Below are 22,235 nucleotides of genomic sequence, written 5' to 3'. Positions count from 1 at the left end.
TAAAGTAGTACTCCAACCCTCGTAATAACCGTTGTTTTCTTTTACATTAGCAAAAAGTTCATCAACAACTCTTTTAACTTCTGTTTCTGTTACAGCATGCTTTTTAACAAGAGCGACTCCATGTTCAAATTCTTCAGAGCTTATCTCATCCTTAAAAGTGAACCCTTCAAGATCAAGTGTATTTATAAATCTATTTTTATTTGTCGGTGTTTCAAAAGAGATATAGTGTTCTACATCTCTCTCTATAGTAAGGTTTTCATCTTCTTCTTCAAGCAAGAAGATTATCTTAGAACTTTGGATATGACAAAACTCTAACTCTGTTGGAAAGAGTTGAGTCTCATAAAACCCCCACTTAGCGTCTCTAACAACATTGCTTTCATAAACATAGTTTGAGGGAGTCAGAATTTTACTAGTAATTGCATCTAATTTTTTAGAGTCATATGCATAGAAATAAAATTCACTCCAGCCATCAAGCACTCTACTTCCGACATACTTTGCTCTCTCTTGATGCTCCAGTGCAATAATCAGAGATTCTTTAGTCTCTAAAAACTCTTCATATCCCTCTTGTGTTTCGTTCAATCCATCATACTTTACAAATATGCTGAGTAACCAAGGGTTCATATCTTTTGCATCTGTCGCTTCGATGTTTACTTCAATAACAACTTCGGCATTATCTGATTCTCTATTAAATATTTCTCTCATATACTCTCTATATTTTTTTATTTATTATAGCTAATTTATTATTAAGCCCTTTTGTTTACACTTTTTCATATTAATAACAATTATCATTTTTATATTCATTTAAGAATTATTGAGTTACAATTCAATTACAACTTGATGATAACAAATATCATTACTAAAAGGAAACCATATGAAAACAATAAAAACAACATTAGCACTAAGTGCATTTTTATTACTAGGCAGCACTGCGTATGCAAGTGAATCAGCAGACATTCAAGCTCTTAAGCAAGAAGTTAAAGAACTACGTGAGATGACACAGACATTAGTTGATGAGACAAGTGACTTAAAAACAGGATTTAACTACACTGTAGTTGATACTAAAAAATCACATAGTGGTCTTGGAAGTGCTGCTTCTAAAGTTTACTACTCAAAATCTCCTCTAAGTATTGGTGGTTACGGAGAGATGTATTACTCAGATGCAAAAACAAATAATAATGCAGATAAAACGACGTTAGATGTATATAGATTTGTTCCATATATAGGTTATAAATTCAGTGATAACATTATCTTAAATACAGAGATCGAGTTTGAGCACGGGGGTGTAGCGAACAATGGTGGTACTGCTGAGGGTGGAGAAGTTATAGTTGAGTTTATGTATCTTGACTTTTTAATCAACAAACATGCCAACATCAGAGTCGGTAATATGCTAATGCCTATGGGTCTTATAAATGAGAGACATGAGCCTACGCTATTTACTACCGTTCAAAGACCAAATACATCAAAGAATCTGATTCCGTCTACGTGGCATGAAAGTGGTGCTATGGTTTATGGTGATATAATCGATAACTTATCATACAAATTTGCCGCAGTGAGCGCTCTTCAGACAGGAATTACAGGTTCTAAGTGGTTAAGAGACGGTCGCGGCGGTTCATTTAAACAGACAGATGCTAACCTTGCTTTTGTAGCAAGAGTTGATTACACAGGTATAAATGGTCTTTTAGTAGGTGCTTCAGTATACACTGCTCCATCAGTAAACGGAAAAAGCTCTACTACTAATATGTACGATGTGCATTTAGACTATAAAAACAGTGGTGCAAGAGTCTATGGTGTTTATACTCAAACGGATAGATCAGATGCTGCAGATATAGCTGCTAATGCAGTAGAAAGTGCACAAGGTGGTTTTGTAAATGCAAGTTTTGATGTTTTATCTCTTACATCTATAAAAAAACAATTACCTGTCTTTGTTCAATATGAGAGTATCAACCCTGAAGAAAAAAGAGCTGATGGAACTTCTGGAGACAGACTTGATACAACTACAGTCGGTATAAATTACTTTCCTCATGAGCAAGTTGTACTAAAACTTGACTATGCAATGGCAAGCCAAGGTGCAGTTGATACAGATACTACAAGTATCTCTATGGGATTCATTTTCTAAAAAACGTAAAACATTCTCCTGTTTAACACAGAGGTTTGCATCCGAGACCATGCAAACCTCTTTTTATTGACAATGATAATTGACAATTGAAAAATAATCATATACAATCCTAAAAACTTTAAATAAAGAAAACTAATATGAAAAAAATATACCTAATAATGTTTATGCTTATAACTATTCCTATAAGTGCAAATGTACTAATCTCACCTATAGATGCAATGAAGCAGAGTTTTGGCACTCACGCAACTGTAGTGAAAAAAAACATTCTTATAAACAATGAGCAAGCAAAGACAATACAAACAAATGCAAAAGTAAAACTCAGTTCTAAGATATTTAGAACCTTTAAAGCTACAAAAGATGGTAAGACTCTAGGTTATGGTGTTCTGATAAATAATAAAGTCCGCTCAAAAAATGCTGTAGTTCTCTACCTTATTTCAAAAGAGTCCACTCTTCTAAGTATAGAAATCATTGCTTTTAATGAGCCTATGGAGTATATACCGTCAAAAAAATGGATCTCTCAGTTTGAAAATATACCTACAGATAAACAACTAAACGTTGGCAGAGAAATACCTACAATAACAGGTGCAACACTAAGTGCTAGAAGCATAACAGATTCTTCACGACTTGCATTTGCTTTTTATAATGAGATGCTAAAGGCTAAGTAGTGAAGTTTACTCTCATAAACAACATAAAAAAAGATAATGCCATGAGACTTATCCTCACTGGTTTTCTTAGCTTTATACTTCTATATATTATCTCAGATGTTCTAGTTAAATCTTTTGGTTTTGGCATATCCGTAGAGACAATAAATATCACACTATTTGGAAGTGAAGAAAATTTTATAGACCCTATTACAAAAGCTTCATTTTTAGAGTTTTGGCATGTAGAGATATTTTTTATGATGATGATTCTACTTACTCTTAGTGCTGTTTTTATCCGTCTGGCAAATAGAAGCAGAACTTTTATGACTAATACTCTTATGATTAGTGCTATAACTTCTCTGATAGCTATCGCCCTTGCCTACTTCGTATCTGCTATATTTGTTTATATATATGTTATTACTTTTTTCATCTGGCATCTAAGTGCTATTTATATGATTTTATACTCATTTTGGAAGCTTTATGCAAAGGGCGTATAAACTCTCCATCGTCTACTATCTTGTTTTTTCACTACTTCTAATAGCTAGTGCTGTTATGCTTTTTGAGTACAAGATAGGCTTTAGCTACGGTGGAATAGTTGATTATTATCTAGGTAATGAGGATAAATTTATACCTGCAAAGAGTACAAGCGGTATACTCAAAACTGCCTTGCCTCATATATTTTCATTTGGACTTATCTCTATGATACTTTTACACTTTTTAGTCTTTACAAAACTCAGATATAAAAAAAGTACTTTAACAGTCATCTACCTGACTTTTTTCAGTGCTATACTGGAGATATTTACACCGATGCTTATAGTAAACGGTTTTGAATTTGCTGCACTTTTAAAACTGCTATCATTTTTCGTTTTTTTAGCTTTGGTACTTTATATATCTTGGTTACTTCTTCACAGTATTATTTATGACTAAAGAGTTTGTATATTCGTTAATATTTGAGCTTATCCTCATATCTCCATCACTTTGTAAAACTATGTATGCAAGTTCTTGTGAGTCTAAAAAATCATAAGCTTTTTCAAGTGGCATCACACTTGAAGCTGTCGCATAAGCGTCAAGAAAACTGCTGCTCATACTTCCTATCAAAGTTATAGACACAAACTTTGTCTGCGAACTTTTTAGTTTTGGATTTATCAGATGGTTATTTTTAGTAGATTTTACATATCTGTTGTAGTTTCCACTTGTTGTGATTCCAAGATCTTTTTTAGATGTTTTAAACGATAGTAGTTTATCATCGGAAAATGGATTTTGAACATCAATGGAGCAGATATCCAAACAACGGATATCTCCACTCGCAGAGATTCTAGCTTCTACACTGTTTGCTCTAAAGTATGCAGCTACTTTGTCAACTCCAAAACCTTTCCCCATACCACCAAGATCAACCTTTATATCTTTAGCTAAAGAAGCCTCGTTCCTGTTAAAATGAAGACCTTTGAAGTTCACCTTCGCATCTGAGAGTTCTTGCCTTGAAGGAACTCTCTCTTGCTCTCCAAAGCGGTACAAGTCTTTTGTAATAGAACCTATAGTGACATCAAAGTAACCATCACTATTTTTATATAGTTCTTTACTCTGTTTTAGAGCCTGATATGAGTAACTGTCCAACTCTACTTTTTTGTTTTGGTTTAGCCTGTAGATTACAGCACTTGTTTTATATGAAGATAAAGAGGCATCAATATTTTTCATAATTCTAAAAGCATGCTCTAGCAGATGCTTATCTCTCTCATCTACGGATATAGTTATGAATGTTGACATAATAATTTGTGTTCTGGATAGTATTTGAGCTTCGAGAAACACTCCGAAGAAGATAAGTAAGCTTATGATTAAGAGTCTGATGTGAAATCCTTAGTCGTAAACAAGTGTCTCATAAATACCCTCTAGAGTCAGAGGTTCTTGAATTATAGAGAAGTTATGACTGCTCTTATATTTATTTAATTTTACATAGTCATCAGCATTTGCAATAAAATATAGTTGATCCATACTAACTGCATCTTTGATAACAGGATACTTGTTCATTGCTAATTTTAAGAACTTTATACCATCATCAAAGACAGCACTTTTAAAACTATAATCTATTATTATCTTATCAGGTATATTACTATTAAGCCAAGCATCTAAAAGAGATACTTTTGTAAAGCATAAAAAGTTCCATTTAGAAAACATTTCATTAACAACACCCTTAAATACACCAAGTGTCTGAAGAGAGTTTGAGAGCACCAAAACTTTTTGTTTCTCATATGGAAGATAAGGTTGCATCTCTGTAGTAGTTATTTTGCCCCTATGAAGCAAAAACCTTGAACTGCTGGGTACTGACTTAGACATATTTTTTTTAAGATACCCATATATCTCATTGGACGCTCTAGCTCTTTTCCAAATATAGAACTCTATATTTCCACAGTAGTGTCGAGACAAAGCAGAAATATTATTTAAGAGCTTGTTGAATTGTCTTGTAAGTTCGAGACCTAATGCTTCAGACTTAGCAACAGATTTTACGCTTTTATTTACTTCATTTTTATCTAAAAAGTCATATATAAACTGTGAAAATGCAGCTATTTCTTTTTGTTCCAACATAAGTTTCATAAGTTTCTCATCATTAAAGTCACAATCGAGTTTTGTAAGCTCTTCTACAATATATTCAAAATTTGGTGCATACAGCTTTGTCTTTAGTTTTGGAAACTTTTTCACCTGAACAGTAGCAATTGAGATTTTATCAAAAAGTGGAGTAATTAATGTCGCAGGTACTCCTTTTGGCTCTAGCTCTTTTGAGTTCACCTCTTTTAGTTGTGATTTAAAACCATCAATTAACGCAAAACGGTTTTCACTTAATTCTAGTTTTCTACCATGATTTTTAAGTATACATGAAATTCTTTTGCTGTTTGTAGTATGTACTATATTTTCTTCAAATAGATATGTTGAGAGTATGGAGTAAAGCATCTCAGGATAATCTTCTTCTGATATCTCTGCACTACTAAAAGTCTCATTTATTAAAGTGTCTAAAGTATCTGTAATCCAGTCTAGATTAAGATCATCTAGATATATAAGACAGATCTTTTCAATAAACTTCTTCTTCTCGATCTGTCGCTCTTTTATACGTTCTAATTCTGTTTCTTTTAAAGCTTTTTGTTTCTGCAAATCTTTTATTTTTTCAATAAAGCCATCAAACCTAAATGGCTTATATATAACACCAAGAGTATTTTCTTTGACTGCAGGGGAGAGAACAAGTTTTGTAGAAGATGCAGTTACAAAAACAACTTGTAACTCCTCTAATTTTCCGGTATCTTTTAGTATCTCTACAAACTCATCTCCGTTAAGGTTAGGCATGTTGATATCGCTGATAATAAGCTTGATTTTGTGACCTTCACCCATTCTTCCAAAAGCTTCCATACCATCTGATGCAGTATACATATTCTGCTCATCAAAATAACAACCATCAATGCTGTTAGCTAGTAATGCTTTTTTTATAATTTTAATAATCATTGGACTATCATCAACTATAAGTACTGGAGTTGTCACCATTTTATCATCATATTATCTTATTCGTTCATATTAATAATCATTATATACAAAGTGCAATAAATAGCGGCTTGATACATGTCAATTTAAAAAAAATCATGAGGATGAGCCCTAAGATATGGGCTCAAAAAAAGAAGGAAAATATATTAAATATTTACTATTTCATTTACTTCTAACCCAAAGCCACCTAGACCAACAAATTCTGTTTGCTTAAGAGATGTTAGAAGATTCATCTTAGAAATACCAAGAGATTTTAGGATCTGAGCACCCGTTCCAATCTCTTTCATAGCTGCATTATCTTGATGATTTGTTTTGTTGATAAAAACTAAAACACCACTGTTTTGCTTAAGGTACTCTATAGAGTTGACAAGGTTATTATATTTTTTCTGATTTAAAAGAAGTTCAATGTCCGGTATAACATTATGAACTCTTACGTTTGAGACTTCACCTGCATTATAAAAGACTATAGCAGTATGTTCTACATTGTCGTGATCTAAAAAAGTATGTTGCTTAACTTTTACACCAAAAAAGTCTATCTCTTCTACGCCAGTCTCTTTTACAAGTCTCTCATTTGCTAAACGATACTCGACAATATCAGAGATAAAAACAGTTTTAAGGTTATGCTGTTCACCAAAGATATCAAGGTCATCACGTCTAGCCATTGTTCCATCTTCTTTAATTATTTCACAAATAACTCCAGACTCACTAAGACCTGCCAAACGGCATAAATCAACCGAACCCTCTGTGTGTCCTGTTCTAACAAGTGTACCACCATCTTTAGCTATAAGAGGAAATATATGTCCAGGTTTAACTAACTCGTCAGCGTGCGAGATAGGATTTGCAAGGATTTTAATAGTATCATCTCTCTCACCAGCAGAAATACCAGTTAGAGCATTCTTAGCATCTACAGATACTGTAAAAGCTGTCTCATAAGAAGAGGTATTTGAACTTACCATCGGATTTAAGTCAAGACGAGTAGCTATAGATTTACTAAGTGCAACACAGATTAAACCTCTTGCGTGCGTAGCCATAAAGTTAACATGTTCAGGAGTTGAAAATGCAGATGCATATACTAAGTCACCCTCATTTTCTCTATCTTCATCATCACACATGATGACCATTTTCCCTTTTTTAATCTCTTCTATTGCTTCTAAAACTCTTTGTGTAGGTGTCATATATTCTCTTTATATAAATTGTTTCGCAAATTATACAATTTATAGTTTAATTTGAGCTATTATGTTTAGCTAAACTGCATAAAATATCACATTCATTTTATAATATTAAACTCCATTAAATAGTAGTAACTTAAATCCCTTATTGCACAACTACAATCTTTCTTTTAAATTTGTCCATAAAATGCTTGACTTTAAAATACTATTTGTCTATAATTTCGCTCCAACAAACATGGTAATGGAGTTTGTTAAACACCGCGGAATAGAGCAGTTCGGTAGCTCGTCGGGCTCATAACCCGAAGGTCACAGGTTCAAATCCTGTTTCCGCAACCAATTCAATTTTTAATGTTGGGGTATCGCCAAGCGGTAAGGCACTAGTTTTTGGTACTGGTATTCGGGGGTTCGAATCCCTCTACCCCATCCACTCTTTTTAATGTCGCGGAATAGAGCAGTTCGGTAGCTCGTCGGGCTCATAACCCGAAGGTCACAGGTTCAAATCCTGTTTCCGCAACCAATTACACACTTCAATAATAAACTTCACAAACAAATTTAAACTTTTAAAAAAATATCTTTAAAAACGCACTATATTTTATAGAATTCTAAGTTTCATATGATAAAATTTCGTCACATTTTTCAATGTTGGGGTATCGCCAAGCGGTAAGGCACTAGTTTTTGGTACTGGCATTCGGGGGTTCGAATCCCTCTACCCCATCCACCGACATAAAAAATCAACAATACATATACTATATATTTAAAGGCATACTATGGCTGAAACAGATGGTTTAACTATCGTAATAAGAACTCTAGTATTTTTAGGGATTATAGGAATATTTGGTTTTATTCTAACTAGAAAAAAAGAAGACGAAAAGTAACTATTTTAACTCTTTATATAGCTTATTTTCCATCTCAATTAATATATCTGAAACATATTTGTAAACTTCTCTCCATGCGTCTATAAAACCTATAGGAGCTATTTCATCTAGAACTTCTTCTATCGCTTCAATCAGAGCCATACCTACCATAGAATAATGTCCGGGACGGATATTTACTTTTACATGCTTTATAGCTATCAATTCTAAGGCTGGAGTCAGCTTTTCTATCTTGTCTATATTGACAGCATATAAAGAGAGGGCTTCGGCAAGTTTAACAAAATGGTTATTAGGAGCATTTTCAAAAAGCATCTCTAAGTGCGGGTATTTATAAAATAGGATTTCATACATTTTATTAGTAATCTCTAAATCGTTAGCTGTGATTAATTCAGCAGATTCTTTTACTATGTCTATATGTTTTTGTGATAGTTCTTGCATAAAAAACTTTCCTAAATATAAATAAATTACAAATAATTATATCACACTAAATATAGAATGCGCACTAAAGATATTTTTTTTAGTTATTTGTGATATAAAATAGTTTCGATATTTCACATCTACTTAGCTGTATATGAATTTCCTTTCTTCGGTTTTACAATAACACCATTATTTGTTAAAAACCTTACAGGAAGAGACTCGGTGCTTCTTGCATCTGTTGTCTTGTATACTTGAAAATGTAAGTGAGGTCCACTAGAGTAACCTGTATTACCCGAGTAACCTATAAGATCTCCTCTGTTTACGCTCTCTCCGACCTTTACATAGGCACCAAATTTTTTTAGATGGTAGTATGTGGCAAATGTTGCATCGTCATGCTCTATAGTTACAAAGTTTCCATACTTTGCGAAAGATTCACTATAACCGACCTTATCTGAATCCTCTTTTATATCGACTACTCTACCACCTCTTGCAGCATAGACTTTTGTCCCTACATCCATAATAAAGTCTACTGCATAACTACTTGCACCCTTATGTGTGCTACTACCATTGTAACCTTGTGAGACAACTTTAGATGTACCTCTAGCATATGGAAGTCTATATTGATAACTGTCATCATGTTTAGCATCCATAGAACCCTTTATCCAGCTATAGCTAAAGCCATATGAGTAAGAGCCTTTTCGTTTATATAGTTTTATATACTCTTTTGTAGAGTCAGGTTTGAGTGAAAAAGTATGAGCTACATCTGCATAACCTAGATTTTTATACTTTCCTATTACATTTATAGTAATGCTGAATGGATTATTATTACGCGCAAAAACAGTTATATGCTTAGATGATTTTTTAACAAAGAGATCAACGCTTCTGTTTTTTTCACCTTTATTAGATTGGTTGTAAGTAGCTTTAGTTACTTTTGTATATACGACACTGCTTGATGCTTTTATCATCTTTTTATAGTTTATTTTTTTTTCTAAATACTCACTTCTCTTTTTATTTTTGTTGCTTTTATAAAATTCTATAGATCTCTTCAACAAAGCCCTACTCTTTAAAAGTCCATCTAACTCATAAGATGTAAGTTTATAAAATGTATCATAATCTTTGTTTTTTATAGAGGAGTCTATGTTCTTATGCAGTTGATGTAAAAATTTGTTGTATTGTTTTTGAAGTTCTCTTAGCTCAAAGAGATATTTCTTTTTATCTTGATCATTGTTAGATTTATCGACTGCAAATCCACTTTGCATTGCCTTGTTTGCAGACTTCATATACTCTTTTGAATATTCTATATCTGATAACTTCTTTATGGACTCTGTTGATTTAAAAAGCGGAGTCCCCATCTTTGCAAAGCTTTTTGGATACTCCGTAGCACTTAGAGAGAGTTGTAAGATGAATAAAAGATATACAAACCTAGTTAGCATCTATATATTTTGGAATGAGACTTTTAATCTTTTGATATATCTTGTCAAAATCAGTTGAGTAGACTCTTGTCTGAGCAATAGAAGTGATGAAATTAGTATCCCTTTCCCACCTTGGAACGAGATGCATATGAACATGTTCAGCTATCCCTGCTCCACCGGCTTTACCTAAGTTCATACCTATGTTTACGCCTTGAGACTTAAGACCCTCTTTTAAAAGTCGTACACCTTTTTGAGCTAAAGCACTCATATGCAGCCAAGTCTCAGCAGGAAGATCTTCAAGTTTATCCGTATGCATATGAGGAATAATCATAAAATGACCGGGAGTATATGGATAGATATTCATAACCATAAAGCAGTATTCATCTCTGTAAAGAACATGTTGCTCAGTATCATCATCTGCATGAGAGCTTATATGACAAAAAACACAACCATCTATCTTTTTACCTGTCACATACTCATCTCGCCAAGGTGCATAAAGTATATCTTCCAAAATTAACTCCTATTAAAATAACAAACCCTACGTTCTGCCTCGAAAGAGGCTAGCTTTAGTGCCATAGCGGCTAACGTAGTAAAAGGGACTTGTTCCTTTTGCGTTCAAATTAAAGAAACGCAAAAACTAAATCTGGGAAAAGTATAACTAATCCTAACCCTAAAAGTTGTAAAAGTATAAAAGGAATTATTCCTTTATATATCTCCATAGTCTTTATCGTATCACCGGCAGCACCTTTTAAGAAAAAAAGTGAGAGTCCAAAAGGAGGTGTTAGAAAAGAGGCTTGAAGATTTAGTGCTATAAGAACTGCAAACCAGACAGGGTCGATGCCAAAGCCTTCCATAACAGGAACAAGTATAGGTACTATGATAAACGATATTTCTATGAAGTCTATGAAAAAACCCAGTATAAAGATACTTATCATCGCTATGGCAATAAAGACCCAAACATCACCTATGTCATCATGAAAGAACTCAACTATAAGATCTGTACCGCCTAGCTCATTAAAGACAAGGGAAAAGGCTGTAGCACCGATAAGAATCATAAATATCATACCGCTTAGTTTTACACTCTCTAAAGATGCATACTTTAGCATCTCCATATTAAGTGATTTATTAATATAGCTAAGCACTAGAGCACCGACAACACCAAAAGCAGCAGACTCTGTCGGAGATGCGATGCCGGCAAAGATACTTCCTAAAACTGATACCATAAGCAGAAGTGGAGGAACTATAGAGATGATTATCTCCTTTGTTGAGACTTCTTTTATCTTCTTTGGGATTGGAGCTACCTCAGGTGAGAAATATGAGCGTACCAGTATGTAAGAAATATAGAGACCTACCAGAACAAGTCCCGGTAAAACTGCACCCTTAAAAAGCTCACCTACACTTACACTCATAACATCACCAAGAATGATAAGTATAATAGATGGAGGTATAATCTGCCCTAGTGTTCCAGATGCTGCTACAGTACCAGATGCAAGACCCTTGTCATATCCAGCTTTTAACATCAGAGGAAGTGCTATGACACTCATCATAACAACAGATGCAGAGACAATTCCCGTAGATGCTGCAAGCATTGCTCCAACGAGTACAACACTTACTGCCAAACCACCGCGTACATCACGAAACATAGCACTCATAGAGACCAAAAGTCTCTCTGCCATTTTTGACTTCTCTAAAACTAGACCCATTGTTATAAAAAGAGGAACTGCCATAAGAGTTGTGTTTGACATGATTCCGTAGATTCTAAAAGGCAGGATATCAAAGACTTCAAATCCAAGTCCCGGAATAAGAAATGCAAAAGCAATAGCTACACTTCCAAATACAAAAGCTACTGGGATTCCTATAAGTAGCAGTGCCAAGACTACTATAAACATAAACAGAGCTATCACAGTGATTTCCATTTAATGTAGTTTGTTTTTACATCTTTAAAAGCTACAAGCGCTAAAAAAGCAAAGGACAGAGGCAGAAGAGCTTTAACTAAGAACCTGTATTCTAGTCCACCAGGGTTTGAAGAAGCCTCATTTTGAGCAAAACTAAGAGCCACAAAATCAATGCCTATATATATGATAAGAAATGAAAAAGGAAGTATAAAAAATAGTGAAGAGATTATGTTGACTATAACTTTTGTTTTCTCACTATAAGATGCATAAAATATATCTACTCTTACATGAGCGTTCTCTTTGAGTGTATAAGCGATTCCAAAAAGGATGATAACATCAAAGAGATGCCACTCCAGCTCTTGAAGAGCGATAGAGCCAGTTGAAAAGAGATATCTTGCAGTTGCATCATAAACAACTAGTAAGACAAGCAGAGCTAAGATAAGAGCTGTAAAGTAGCCTAAGTACTTTATACCTTTATCTACCATTTTATTTATTCAATCCATTTAATATTATAGTTTCCATACTTGTAGCATCTGCAAACTGTACACATTCTATCGCAGCATCTATGTACTCTTTTACTGTTACAGCAGAATAATCTATATATTTATATCCATTAAATAAAACAATCATATCGAAGAACAGTCTTGTAATTCGACCATTTAGCTCATAGAAAGGATGTAAGGCATTGATTTCACATTTATAATAAGCTAGTTTTTTAGCAAACTCTTCTTTTGGTATATTTTCGCAATCTTTTAAATAGTTATCTTTTTTAAGTTGAGTAAAAATCTTCTTTGATTCACTATTTACATACATACCCTGACAAAATCTAGATTCACCTTTTGCCATATTATGTTCTCTGTAGACTCCTGCCCAGTCATACAAAGCCTCAAAAGTTCTTCTGTGAAGTTCCATAAAGTATGTTTCATCAAAAATAGTATCTTCATTTAATTCATCATAAAAAACTTGATAAGCTTCCGTTAAAAGTTCTTTTTCAAGTTCATGTATTTGAGTACTGTCTTCTATATTTAACTTATTTTTAGGAACATCACTGTTATCTAAGTATATATCACTACTTTGAACTTTGTACTTTGATGCCATACTTTTCCCTTAGTATCTTAACTTCTTTTACAACTTCTTTAGTAGCTTCTTTATAACCCTCTATATTTTGGGTTGTTCTTATAATTTTTTCAAGTTCTTTACTATCTACTGGATTTTTACTCATCTTATCTCCTTATAATAGTTTAAATCTTTTCATCATTATATCTGTTTAAACCTTTTCATCATCTATCACAACAGCCCTTTAAGCTCTACCAAATCAGCATCTATACTTTTAGACAAATTCTCAATATCACCTAAAATCTCGTCTGTAGATGCATACTCTATCTCTTCATACTCTATTGTCTTATAACGGTTGATTGACAAGTCATAATCATTCTCTTTTATCTCAGATGCATCTACGAAGAAGTGCTTTTTAGTATCTTTGTACTCTGCCTCATCTTTATGAGAATACTGCTCTATTATGTCAGGTATATCATTTTGTTCAACTGGGTTTCTTTTATCGTCCAAAGAGTAACCGTCTGCTTCCATGTCATAAAACCAGACCTTCTCAGTTGAGCCACCTTTTACAAAAACAAGCACAGCGGTTGATACTCCTGCATAAGGTTTAAACACTCCGCTTGGCATCGAGATTACAGCTTTTAGCTCATTTTTCTCTAAAAGGTTTTGTCTTATTGTTTTATGAGCATTTGAGCTTCCAAATAAAACACCATCTGGTATGATAACCCCACATCTACCACCAACATCTAAAACTCTTGTAATGAGGTCAACAAAAAGAAGTTCTGTTTTTGTAGATGAGATGCTAAAGTTTTCGTTTTTATCATCTTTGTCGATGCTTCCTTTAAAAGGAGGATTTGCTAAGACTACTTCGTATTTGTCTTTTTCATTGTAGTTTTTTGAGAGTGTATCTATCTGTTTTATATGTGGGTTTCCAATATCGTGAAGCATCATGTTCATCATAGAGATGCGTATCATACTTATGTCACTATCATTACCGTAAAAAGTATCGTCTGAGAGCTTATCCCACAAGTCTTGGTCTGCAAGATTTGCCCCTAAAGTTCCACCCTTTTGGGTATGAGGACGAAGCATATGAGTGTAAGCACTTACTAAAAATCCTGCTGTTCCAACACTAGGGTCAAATACTCTCTCCCCTATCTGTGGGTTTACAAGTTCGGTCATCATTTGTATGATGTGTCTAGGTGTACGAAACTGTCCGTTTTTTCCGCTTGAGCTTATCTCGCTTAGTAGATACTCATACATATCTCCCAAACTATCCATAAAACCTTTTTCATCTTTTTCTAAGATGCTAAATATCTCTTGGATGCCTTCAACTGTCTCACTAAGCAATGATGGTTTAGTGATGATAAAAGCCAAATCTTTAAGAGACTTGTTAAACTCACTTCCCGCGTTTACATTTTTTATAAAAGGAAATGCTATATCTCTAACAGTGTCCATCATAGACTCACTGTCTAACTCACGAAACTCATCCCATGATGCAAGTTTGTCATTTTTGAAAATGCTCTCGTAGTTCTCGCCCGTAAAAGATGCTTGGAGTTTCTTTTGGTTATCTTTCTCACTTAGCATCTTTAAAAAGATAAGTGCTGATATCTGCTCTATCGCATTTAACGGGTTTGCTATTCCACCGCTCCAGAACTTATTCCAGATGCTGTCTATTTTACTTTTTACTTCACTTCTTACAAACATTATTTTATCTTTCCCTTAAAGGCTTTTTGCATTAGACTATCATGTAGAGTCTGTAATGATTCTAGTTTTTTGTTTTCTTTTTCTTTTATTATGGCTATTTTAGAAGCTATAATTGAAAATTCCTTCTGTAAATCTAGTGGTGGTTTAATAAATGGTATTTCTTGAAACACACCTTTGCTTATCATTTTTTTCATACTTGAAGTAGCAAATGTATGTATATAGTTTTTATTCAACTTAATAAGCCAATATAAGTATAAAGAATTTACATCATTGTTTGGTTGGATAGCATTAATTTGTTGATTAAAGGTTATTTGTCTATCTGTCATTCCTATATTGCCAACAGATTTTAGACTACCTGCGATACAAGTTATTAACAAACCACCTTTATTTAATATTCTTCCCTTTGACATACCTAATTCAGAGAGACATTCTTTAGCAGTTGATATATATAGCTCATTCGGGGAGATATTATCACTTTTAATCCATTCTATAAAATCATCATCATAGTTTTCAAGTTCTTTTCTTGGTGGTGTATTTCCAGTTATAATTTTTCCAAACTTTGAAAGTGGTTCAATCTCAAAATGATAAGGATTATTTTTAATACTTCCAAACATCTCTATGAACTTTGACTTTAAAAAGAGGTCATAGTTTTGAAGAAGCTCTTTTTGTTTCTCTATCAAAGCCGAGCTAATATCAAGAACTTTTACTATCTTTTCTTGTTGTGAGAGTATTGGTATTGGAATTGGTATAAGTTTTAACTTTGCTTTATTTAAAGTCTTACCCATTACAGCTCTATCAGTTGTTCTTTCTAAATCAGTATTTCTCAAAGCATAGTATAAAAACTTATTATTTAATTCTTCACTTTCTATTTCTAACCCAGCTATCGCTTCATTTGTGTATAAATCTTCCCCTGCAAAAGATAATTTACCTATTGATAATTTATAACTAAGTAATAATGTTCCTTTTTTTACTTTCTTAATTTTACTATCTTGTATTGCTTTTTCTGTAATTCTTTCTTTTGTATTAGATATTACTTTACTATTCATATCTCTAATAGAAGTCCACAGATTTTCACCTGTAAAATATTCAGGTATATTTCTTGATGGAGTTTTACCTATTACTAAGTTTACTATATTTCCAAGTTGTTGTTCTTTCCACCCATCAGGCAAATTCTCTATCATTTACTGTCTTCTTTGTCGTCTATTATTTGTACTAGTTCATTCATAAGTGAGCCTTGGAACATTCCTTGTATTCCCATCTTGTGAAACTTTGTAAAAGGGTTTTGTACCAAATCTTTCCTTGTTATGTCGTGCTTCTCTTGCACATAGTGTTTTATGGCTTTTACAAACTCTATTTGAGTAGAGCTTAGTGAGTGATTTTTCAAAAACTCATCAAGAAGATGCGGAAGTTTGTACTCTTTTTTGTTTATGATATTTTTAAATATCTCTACCAAATCATCCGACTTACACTCAAACATCTCGCTCAAAAGCTTTGCATCTATATCTTCTCTTAGCATCTCATCTTTTAGAGCATCTATATCTGATTCACTCAGATGCAAACCGACAAAAAGCTTTTGCAGAGTCGGGCTTTCATCTGTAAGTTTTTGTATCACTTTTAAGATGTGTTCTTCATATACAGCTAGGTTTACACTTAGGTGGTTTATTTTTATATCTGTTTTGCTTTTGATAGCATCTGCTAAGTCAAAGTGGTATTCTTTTGCATCTTGGCGTTTTGATTTGTAAATCATAAGAGGTGCTAAGATATTTGTAGTAGCATTTGACTCTACAAAATCAAGCTCTAACCAAAAAGTCCCCTCCTCTGCCTCACTTATAAGTTCTTCTTGCATCTGTACTGCTGAGATGGTTTTTTGAAGTCTTAAAACATCGGTTACTATTTTTTCTATAGATTTTTGTAGTTTTTCATCGTCTTGGATTATCTTGTAAGTTTGTAGCTTTTTAGTTTGTAGTCTAAACCTTAACTCAGAGTAGTTTTGAACTGTGATTCTATCAAGTAGTTTAGAGATGCTACTAAGTCGTGAGAGATTGTTGTCGAAGTCTTTTAAAAATGGTTCTAGTTGTGCTGAGTGCTTTTTAACGAAGTAGTCATCTTTAGGTATGGCATCTAGTTGTTTTTTAACTTCTAGCTTTATAGTGTTAAAGTTATCTCCGCTGAGATTTTTGAGTAGTTCTAAGTTTTGCTCGAAAATCTGTCTATGCAGACTTGTCTGCTCTTTTGGAATCTCACCACTTGGTTTTTCGTTGAAGTACTCAAAGTTAGACCAGAAGTCAAAGATAACAAACTTCTCTTTTTTGTAGTCCCCGTCATAGAGTCTTGTTCCACGTCCTATCATCTGCCAAAACTTAGCTTTAGAAAAAACTGGTTTTGCAAAGACAAGGTTCATGATTTTTGGAACATCTATACCAGTGTCTAACATACCAACTGAGATAGCTATACTAAACTTAGAGTTATTGTTATCATATTTATCTTTAAACTCTTTGATAAGCTCATCAGCGTTATTTAGCTCGGAAGTAATTACTTTTGCAACTTCTGAGTTGTACTGAGGGTAAAGTTCATCAAAAAGTTTTGCAAGTCTGTTTGCATGAGATTTGTTTATAGCAAAAACAATTGTCTTTGCAGGTAAGTTTGTAACTGGATTTTTATACCCATCCTCCATAAGAGTAGTTAAAATTTTACGGTTAGTATCATCATTTTTAACCATCTTCTCAACTGCACTTCCTTCAAAGTCTATCTCAGCTGCATCGTAACCATCTACTAAAAGTCTTTCTTGTTCCTCTTTTGGAAGCATCTCAAACCTGATGCCATCAGCTAAAAAGTTTGTTTTTACATCTACTACATCATAAGGCGATAAAAACTTATCTTTTATAGCTTCTTCATAAGTATATGCAAAAGTAGGATTACCTCCAACTGCAGAAAAGAACTTGTAAGTATCTCTATCTGCAAACTCTACAGGAGTTGCAGTAAGCCCCATCTTTATGGCATCAAACTTTAAAAAAAGTTGTCCGTAGTAGTTGTAGATGCTTCTATGACTCTCATCTGCGATAATCAAGTCAAAGAAACCTTGACTTATATCTGTAGTTTTAAGAAGACTCATCATAGTTTGAAAAGTTGAGACATAGATGCGTTTGGTTTTCTCGAAAGTGTTTGATTCTATACGTTGTCTTGATTGGTTTGGCATGTGTTCTTTAAAGTCATCTAAGGCTTGACCAGCTAGTTCTCTTCTATCTGCTAAAAATAGAACTCTTTTAACTTTTCCAGCTCGAAGTAAAACATCAACTAAAGATATAACTGTTCTTGTCTTTCCTGTTCCCGTTGCCATAACCCACAAAATACTTCTCTTGTTTTCATTTAGCTCTTGAAGTGTTTTAGTAACAGCATCTACTTGGTAGTATCTTCCTGCAATCTCTTTGTTTATTAGTTCTGGAGATAGTTTAGTGTTGTTGTTATTTCTTTTAAAGTAAGTATCTAAATCATCTAAAGAGTGGTAAGATAATACTTCTCGAACAGGATAGTTCTCAGAGTCCCAAAACTCTATCTCATGACCATTTGTTAAGTAGATGAATGGAGCAAAACCCTGAATATTTTTAATACGCTGAGCATAATACTGAGCTTGTGTTTTAGCACTACCAAGAGTTTTATCTTCTCTTTTAGCTTCAACGATAGCAATAACTTTACCGACCTTATTTATAAGAGCATAGTCTACATACCTTTTAGCTCTGTCGAAAAACTCAGGTAAATCTTCGTCTAATTCTATTACGTATTCTTGAACTACCTTAGTAATATCACTAACATCCCAACCGCACTTATTTAATTCACTGTCAATTAAATTAGCTCGCGTTTGGGCTTCATTCATTCAAATACCTATATAAAGTTCGGAGCGTCATTTGCAAAGAGGATAATATCCCCTGCTTTTGTCTGAGAAGCTAAAACATCTTGGATTTTTGACTTATCGTGAAGCATAGTTTTATTTGTGACTGTTATGTTTTTATCAAACAGTTTCGCGTTTAGAGCACCTGTAACAATTACGATATCAAAAACATCATTTATAGCATCTATGAGTTTTAGATTCAGCTCATCACTACTCTCAACAAGTCCTGGAGTTACTATAACTTTTCTGCCAACGTGGAGTGAACAAAGTCTTATACCTTCAAGCATTCCGTCTATGTTTCCGTTATAACCATCATCTATAATTATCTTTCCACCTGCTACTATCTTTTGAAGTCTGTGATCAACTGGAGTTAACTTTGCAATTGCCTTAGTTATCTCTTCATTACTCATACCAAAACATTTAGCTATATTAGCAGCTGCTTCGATATTCATAGTTTGAAAAGAACCTAGTATATTTGTATGAAGACAGAGAGTATCATTACCTAGTTTCAGCTCAAAATTTGTTCCATCTAAAGTAGCTTCTACGTTTTGAATATTATCACCAAAGAAAGTCACTTTATCATGTGGTTCATCAGTCACAGAAGTATGGATAAACGCTTTTTTCAGTCTTGGCGACTGCATGATCTCTAATTTAGTAGCTATGATATTTTTTAAAGATTTAAAGTACTCTAAGTGAGCCTCTCCAACTTTGCCAACTACAACAATCTGAGGTTCAAGAAAAGTAGTGATATCATAGATATCTCCACTCTCTCTAGCCCCTGCTTCACATATATATATCTCAGTATCTGCAGGAAGTGATTCATTTATATCACGCATGATTCCACCAAGAGTATTTACGCTTCTTGGAGTTGCATAGACATTGTACTTAGTAGCAAGCATCTCTGCCACAAAGTTTTTGATACTTGTTTTTCCGTAGCTTCCGGTAATAGCAACTATCTGAAGATCTTTTATAGAGTTTAACTTTTTCTTTGCTTCTTTAGCAAATGCCATAAAAAGAAACTTTTCTATCATAAAACTACCGATGTAAGCAATAGCAAGAGGCATAAATACACCGTAAGTTCCACAAGCATCTTTTAGCGTACAAAGCACATTTTGAAAAAGAACAAGAGATACAAGAAGAATCAAAAATCTTTTAACTCTCCAAGTAAGGACAAGCTTCTTATCCAGCTTTTTATGCCAGACAAAAATAGCAGGAACTACAGCGAAGTAAAAGAATATAGGGAAAAACTTACCAGTTGTATAATAAGCCATAAACGGGATAAAAAAGTATAACAGATGCCAGTGTGGCTTGTGATGTTTTAAAATAACGCGAGAGAGTTTATAATCGTACCACTGTAAGTTAGTAATTAAGTACCACCCTAAAACAGTTACAAAAAGTACATTTGTTACAAAGGCAGTTAAAATCTCAAAATCAAACATTATGGATGTTCCAAAGTTTTCAAAAATATACTCTCTATCTCACGAGAAACCTCTTGGGCATGAGTCATAAAAAAGTAATGGTCACCATCATAGATTTTAAGAGTAGAATCTTTTATAAGATCATCAATAGCTCCTGCTGAGCTTATAGGTGTAGCTGTATCTTCTCTTCCCCAACAAAGAAGTGCTTTACCGTTGTAAGCAGCAAACTCAGAAGAGAAATCTTCATCAACAACATTTTTAAATGTCTGATACATCGGTTCACTCAAGTATTTTGCATCTTCAGCTACAAACATAGAGCGAAGCCTCGCAAGTCCAAAGATTTTAAAAGCTTTATATATAGCAATCTTAGCTTTTACCTTAATTGATTTTGGAATGTATATACCTGCACTAGCAACTAAAACAAGAACTTTTGGTTCTAGTAAAACAGCAACTTTTCCACCAAATGAGTGACCAAGGATAATGTCCTTAGATGCATTTATATGAATCATAAGAAGCTCAACAATCCTTGCATAGTCTTTAGTTTCTAGGGCGACATTACAAGTACTGCCTCCAAAACCTGGAAGATCTATATAGATATGACGGAAAGCATCCATATATGTAGCAAATGATTTTTTCATTAAGCTTTTATTGCTTCCCCAACCGTGTAAAATAATCAAATCTACGGGAGCATCCGGATTTAATATCTCATAACTTACATCTAAAGTGTGTTGATTGTACTGTATAGATTTAATAGCCATTATTTACCTTTTGCTTGACTAATGGAGTGAATATATTCATAATTGACTTTTGCTCTTTTGTTTGTTGGAAGTGAGTTTATAAGTAGCTCTAATGAGGCTTTAAAATCTTCAAAAAGATAATTACCCATAGAACCTGGGATAGGGTTTATCTCATTTAAAAGAACTTCACCGTCAACAACAAAAAAGTCACATCTGATAAGTGCGCCTTCAAAAAGATTTTTATATGCTTTTTCAAAACTACTTTTTAACTTAGCTTCTAGTTCAGGAGTAATATCTGCTTTTAAAACTTGTTCTGAACGTGAAAAATCCATGTACTTTTTCTCAAAATCCAAGAATTCATTTTTTTGAGGCTCTTCAACTATAGAAAAATGCACTTCACCCTTTGCCATGAAACCAGCTAAGTTATACTCTTTTACACCCTCTATAAAAGGCTCCACTATCACAGAGTTGTCATATTCAAAAGCAACGTCAAGAGCGTAATCAAGATCACTTTCATTTCTTACAATACTTACCCCTATAGAACTTCCAAGTCTAGCAGGTTTAACGATGATAGGATACTCTATATTAATATTGTGATGTTCATTTGATGAGATAACTTCATATGCAACACTTTTGATTTTTCTAGCTTCACAAAGCCACTTAGTATATCTTTTGTCATAAGAAAAAACACTGGCATCTGTTCTAGGCCCTATATATTTTATAGAGAAAAAATCAAGTAAAGCTGCAATAGTTCCATCTTCACCGTCAGCACCATGAATAAGGTTTAACACAGGACCAGAATGCTCAGTTGAACCAAACATAGTTTTTTGAGAAAATGAACCGTTAGTGATGCTAAGACGAGGCATCTTTTTATGTTCACCCTTAGAAAAAGTGTTAGCTTTCATCTTTAATGGATCTATCAAATAAAACTTATGGTCTTGATCACAAAATATAAAACTCAGATCGAATCCAGACAGTTTCTCTTTTAGAGTTATCGCACTTACAATACTAATCTCATGTTCAAAACTAGCGCCACCAAATAAAATTGTTAATTTCAAAAAATTTCCTTGTATTTTTCTTCGTCCCAGCCAACTACAACCTGACCTTTAAACTCAATAATCGGTCTTTTAAAAAGCATGTTATCTTTACAAAGCCACTCACGCTTACCATTCTTATCAAGGTTTAAATCTTTTAGATTCAAAGTTCTGTACTTAGTACCGCGGTTGTTAAAAAGAACATCCATATCTATCTGCTTTAACCACTCATCAACTTTGTCACAATCAACAGAAGTCTTTTTAAAATCAATAAATTCTAAATCAATATCATTATCTTTAAAAAATTTTCTTGCATTCCTCACGCTACCACAAGTTGGTATACCGTATAGTTTCAT

22 protein-coding genes and 4 tRNA genes are annotated in these 22,235 nt (G+C 33.6%); 8 read left to right on the top strand and 18 right to left on the bottom strand.

Translation table 11 applies throughout. The annotated features are described in order from the left end of the window. Positions 1–702 (bottom strand): DUF695 domain-containing protein (locus tag ABZC13_RS10640; RefSeq protein ID WP_373003325.1); only part of this gene is annotated, 702 nt, incomplete at its 3' end. A gap of 169 nt (positions 703–871) precedes the next feature. Between ABZC13_RS10640 and ABZC13_RS10635 the strand changes: the two genes are divergently transcribed. The 4 genes from ABZC13_RS10635 (at position 872) to ABZC13_RS10620 (ending at position 3,684) form a co-directional block, all read left to right on the top strand. Then, positions 872–2,116, top strand: a complete 1,245-nt coding sequence (locus ABZC13_RS10635) for a porin (RefSeq protein ID WP_373003322.1) — start codon at positions 872–874, stop codon at positions 2,114–2,116. Between the two features lie 137 nt (positions 2,117–2,253). Beyond that, positions 2,254–2,781: an FMN-binding protein gene (locus tag ABZC13_RS10630; protein WP_373003319.1), complete on the top strand. Its 528-nt coding sequence runs from the start codon at positions 2,254–2,256 to the stop codon at positions 2,779–2,781. Beyond that, positions 2,781–3,254 carry a hypothetical protein gene (locus tag ABZC13_RS10625; protein ID WP_373003316.1) on the top strand — a complete coding sequence of 158 codons (474 nt, stop codon included), beginning with the start codon at positions 2,781–2,783 and terminating at the stop codon, positions 3,252–3,254. Before ABZC13_RS10630 ends, ABZC13_RS10625 begins: the two co-directional genes overlap by 1 nt. Then, positions 3,238–3,684 carry a hypothetical protein gene (locus tag ABZC13_RS10620; RefSeq protein WP_373003313.1) on the top strand — a complete coding sequence of 149 codons (447 nt, stop codon included), beginning with the start codon at positions 3,238–3,240 and terminating at the stop codon, positions 3,682–3,684. Before ABZC13_RS10625 ends, ABZC13_RS10620 begins: the two co-directional genes overlap by 17 nt. Here ABZC13_RS10620 and ABZC13_RS10615 read toward each other — a convergent pair. The 3 genes from ABZC13_RS10615 to ABZC13_RS10605 form a co-directional block, all read right to left on the bottom strand. Then, the gene (locus ABZC13_RS10615; protein ID WP_373003310.1) at positions 3,655–4,521 is read right to left on the bottom strand and encodes an FAD:protein FMN transferase; all 867 of its coding nucleotides are present in this window, start codon (positions 4,519–4,521) and stop codon (positions 3,655–3,657) included. The genes ABZC13_RS10620 and ABZC13_RS10615 overlap by 30 nt on opposite strands. A 90-nt stretch (positions 4,522–4,611) precedes the next feature. Continuing rightward, complete coding sequence (locus ABZC13_RS10610) at positions 4,612–6,282, bottom strand: response regulator (protein WP_373003307.1); 1,671 nt, start codon at positions 6,280–6,282, stop codon at positions 4,612–4,614. A gap of 143 nt (positions 6,283–6,425) precedes the next feature. Beyond that, entirely contained in the window at positions 6,426–7,454 is a 1,029-nt protein-coding gene (locus tag ABZC13_RS10605; protein WP_373003304.1) for a bifunctional 3,4-dihydroxy-2-butanone 4-phosphate synthase/GTP cyclohydrolase II, read from the bottom strand. A 253-nt stretch (positions 7,455–7,707) separates the two neighbouring features. On the opposite strand from ABZC13_RS10605, the gene ABZC13_RS10600 reads away from it, so the two are divergent. The 4 genes from ABZC13_RS10600 (at position 7,708) to ABZC13_RS10585 (ending at position 8,166) form a co-directional block, all read left to right on the top strand. After that, positions 7,708–7,784: transfer RNA gene (locus ABZC13_RS10600), tRNA-Met, on the top strand. A gap of 16 nt (positions 7,785–7,800) precedes the next feature. Further along, a tRNA-Gln gene (locus tag ABZC13_RS10595) sits at positions 7,801–7,875 on the top strand. Positions 7,876–7,888: 13 nt separating this feature from the next. Further along, positions 7,889–7,965: transfer RNA gene (locus tag ABZC13_RS10590), tRNA-Met, on the top strand. A gap of 126 nt (positions 7,966–8,091) precedes the next feature. Beyond that, a tRNA-Gln gene (locus ABZC13_RS10585) sits at positions 8,092–8,166 on the top strand. Positions 8,167–8,323: 157 nt separating this feature from the next. Here ABZC13_RS10585 and ABZC13_RS10580 read toward each other — a convergent pair. From ABZC13_RS10580 to ABZC13_RS10515, 14 genes are all read right to left on the bottom strand, one after another. After that, positions 8,324–8,758 (bottom strand): globin domain-containing protein, encoded by a 435-nt coding sequence (locus tag ABZC13_RS10580; protein ID WP_373003301.1) that lies wholly within the window; start codon positions 8,756–8,758, stop codon positions 8,324–8,326. Between the two features lie 119 nt (positions 8,759–8,877). After that, positions 8,878–10,170 carry a peptidoglycan DD-metalloendopeptidase family protein gene (locus ABZC13_RS10575; protein ID WP_373003298.1) on the bottom strand — a complete coding sequence of 431 codons (1,293 nt, stop codon included), beginning with the start codon at positions 10,168–10,170 and terminating at the stop codon, positions 8,878–8,880. Next, complete coding sequence (locus ABZC13_RS10570; RefSeq protein ID WP_373003295.1) at positions 10,160–10,660, bottom strand: HIT domain-containing protein; 501 nt, start codon at positions 10,658–10,660, stop codon at positions 10,160–10,162. Before ABZC13_RS10570 ends, ABZC13_RS10575 begins: the two co-directional genes overlap by 11 nt. Before the next feature lie 109 nt (positions 10,661–10,769). Further along, entirely contained in the window at positions 10,770–12,053 is a 1,284-nt protein-coding gene (locus tag ABZC13_RS10565) for a TRAP transporter large permease subunit (RefSeq protein ID WP_373003292.1), read from the bottom strand. Next, complete coding sequence (locus ABZC13_RS10560; protein ID WP_373003289.1) at positions 12,050–12,529, bottom strand: TRAP transporter small permease subunit; 480 nt, start codon at positions 12,527–12,529, stop codon at positions 12,050–12,052. Before ABZC13_RS10560 ends, ABZC13_RS10565 begins: the two co-directional genes overlap by 4 nt. Position 12,530: 1 nt before the next feature. After that, positions 12,531–13,142 carry a Fic/DOC family protein gene (locus tag ABZC13_RS10555; RefSeq protein WP_373003286.1) on the bottom strand — a complete coding sequence of 204 codons (612 nt, stop codon included), beginning with the start codon at positions 13,140–13,142 and terminating at the stop codon, positions 12,531–12,533. Next, the gene (locus tag ABZC13_RS10550; protein WP_373003283.1) at positions 13,114–13,266 is read right to left on the bottom strand and encodes a hypothetical protein; all 153 of its coding nucleotides are present in this window, start codon (positions 13,264–13,266) and stop codon (positions 13,114–13,116) included. The genes ABZC13_RS10555 and ABZC13_RS10550 overlap by 29 nt, the downstream gene beginning before the upstream one ends. Before the next feature lie 65 nt (positions 13,267–13,331). Continuing rightward, on the bottom strand, positions 13,332–14,804 hold the full coding sequence (locus tag ABZC13_RS10545; protein ID WP_373003280.1) for an N-6 DNA methylase: 1,473 nt from the start codon (positions 14,802–14,804) through the stop codon (positions 13,332–13,334). Next, positions 14,804–15,985 (bottom strand): restriction endonuclease subunit S, encoded by a 1,182-nt coding sequence (locus ABZC13_RS10540; RefSeq protein WP_373003277.1) that lies wholly within the window; start codon positions 15,983–15,985, stop codon positions 14,804–14,806. The genes ABZC13_RS10545 and ABZC13_RS10540 overlap by 1 nt, the downstream gene beginning before the upstream one ends. Next, positions 15,982–18,675: a DEAD/DEAH box helicase family protein gene (locus ABZC13_RS10535; RefSeq protein ID WP_373003274.1), complete on the bottom strand. Its 2,694-nt coding sequence runs from the start codon at positions 18,673–18,675 to the stop codon at positions 15,982–15,984. Before ABZC13_RS10535 ends, ABZC13_RS10540 begins: the two co-directional genes overlap by 4 nt. Positions 18,676–18,683: 8 nt before the next feature. Continuing rightward, entirely contained in the window at positions 18,684–20,129 is a 1,446-nt protein-coding gene (locus ABZC13_RS10530) for a Mur ligase family protein (protein WP_373003271.1), read from the bottom strand. Beyond that, the gene (locus ABZC13_RS10525) at positions 20,129–20,866 is read right to left on the bottom strand and encodes an alpha/beta fold hydrolase (RefSeq protein ID WP_373003268.1); all 738 of its coding nucleotides are present in this window, start codon (positions 20,864–20,866) and stop codon (positions 20,129–20,131) included. Before ABZC13_RS10525 ends, ABZC13_RS10530 begins: the two co-directional genes overlap by 1 nt. Next, positions 20,866–21,903, bottom strand: coding sequence for a D-alanine--D-alanine ligase (locus tag ABZC13_RS10520; protein ID WP_373003265.1), 1,038 nt, complete (start codon positions 21,901–21,903; stop codon positions 20,866–20,868). The genes ABZC13_RS10525 and ABZC13_RS10520 overlap by 1 nt, the downstream gene beginning before the upstream one ends. Then, the gene (locus ABZC13_RS10515; RefSeq protein ID WP_373003262.1) at positions 21,900–22,235 is read right to left on the bottom strand and encodes an arsenate reductase family protein; all 336 of its coding nucleotides are present in this window, start codon (positions 22,233–22,235) and stop codon (positions 21,900–21,902) included. The genes ABZC13_RS10520 and ABZC13_RS10515 overlap by 4 nt, the downstream gene beginning before the upstream one ends.

Origin of the sequence: Sulfurimonas sp., assembly GCF_041563035.1 — a bacterium.
Lineage (GTDB): Bacteria > Campylobacterota > Campylobacteria > Campylobacterales > Sulfurimonadaceae > Sulfurimonas.
The sequence above is the reverse complement of the archived record's forward strand: the minus strand, read 5'-3'. Positions and strand labels throughout refer to the sequence as shown.

Bases quoted from the DNA above. Each gene is read 5' to 3' on its own strand.
- ABZC13_RS10635 (WP_373003322.1), top strand. From the start codon at position 872: ATGAAAACAATAAAAACAACATTAGCACTAAGTGCATTTTTATTACTA.
- ABZC13_RS10630 (WP_373003319.1), top strand. From the start codon at position 2,254: ATGAAAAAAATATACCTAATAATGTTTATGCTTATAACTATTCCTATA.
- ABZC13_RS10525 (WP_373003268.1), bottom strand. From the start codon at position 20,866: ATGGCTATTAAATCTATACAGTACAATCAACACACTTTAGATGTAAGT.
- ABZC13_RS10555 (WP_373003286.1), bottom strand. From the start codon at position 13,142: ATGGCATCAAAGTACAAAGTTCAAAGTAGTGATATATACTTAGATAAC.
- ABZC13_RS10550 (WP_373003283.1), bottom strand. From the start codon at position 13,266: ATGAGTAAAAATCCAGTAGATAGTAAAGAACTTGAAAAAATTATAAGA.
- ABZC13_RS10610 (WP_373003307.1), bottom strand. From the start codon at position 6,282: ATGGTGACAACTCCAGTACTTATAGTTGATGATAGTCCAATGATTATT.
- ABZC13_RS10530 (WP_373003271.1), bottom strand. From the start codon at position 20,129: ATGTTTGATTTTGAGATTTTAACTGCCTTTGTAACAAATGTACTTTTT.
- ABZC13_RS10605 (WP_373003304.1), bottom strand. From the start codon at position 7,454: ATGACACCTACACAAAGAGTTTTAGAAGCAATAGAAGAGATTAAAAAA.
- ABZC13_RS10540 (WP_373003277.1), bottom strand. From the start codon at position 15,985: ATGATAGAGAATTTGCCTGATGGGTGGAAAGAACAACAACTTGGAAAT.
- ABZC13_RS10620 (WP_373003313.1), top strand. From the start codon at position 3,238: ATGCAAAGGGCGTATAAACTCTCCATCGTCTACTATCTTGTTTTTTCA.
- ABZC13_RS10560 (WP_373003289.1), bottom strand. From the start codon at position 12,529: ATGGTAGATAAAGGTATAAAGTACTTAGGCTACTTTACAGCTCTTATC.
- ABZC13_RS10575 (WP_373003298.1), bottom strand. From the start codon at position 10,170: ATGCTAACTAGGTTTGTATATCTTTTATTCATCTTACAACTCTCTCTA.
- ABZC13_RS10580 (WP_373003301.1), bottom strand. From the start codon at position 8,758: ATGCAAGAACTATCACAAAAACATATAGACATAGTAAAAGAATCTGCT.
- ABZC13_RS10515 (WP_373003262.1), bottom strand. From the start codon at position 22,235: ATGAAACTATACGGTATACCAACTTGTGGTAGCGTGAGGAATGCAAGA.
- ABZC13_RS10545 (WP_373003280.1), bottom strand. From the start codon at position 14,804: ATGTTTGTAAGAAGTGAAGTAAAAAGTAAAATAGACAGCATCTGGAAT.
- ABZC13_RS10615 (WP_373003310.1), bottom strand. From the start codon at position 4,521: ATGTCAACATTCATAACTATATCCGTAGATGAGAGAGATAAGCATCTG.
- ABZC13_RS10535 (WP_373003274.1), bottom strand. From the start codon at position 18,675: ATGAATGAAGCCCAAACGCGAGCTAATTTAATTGACAGTGAATTAAAT.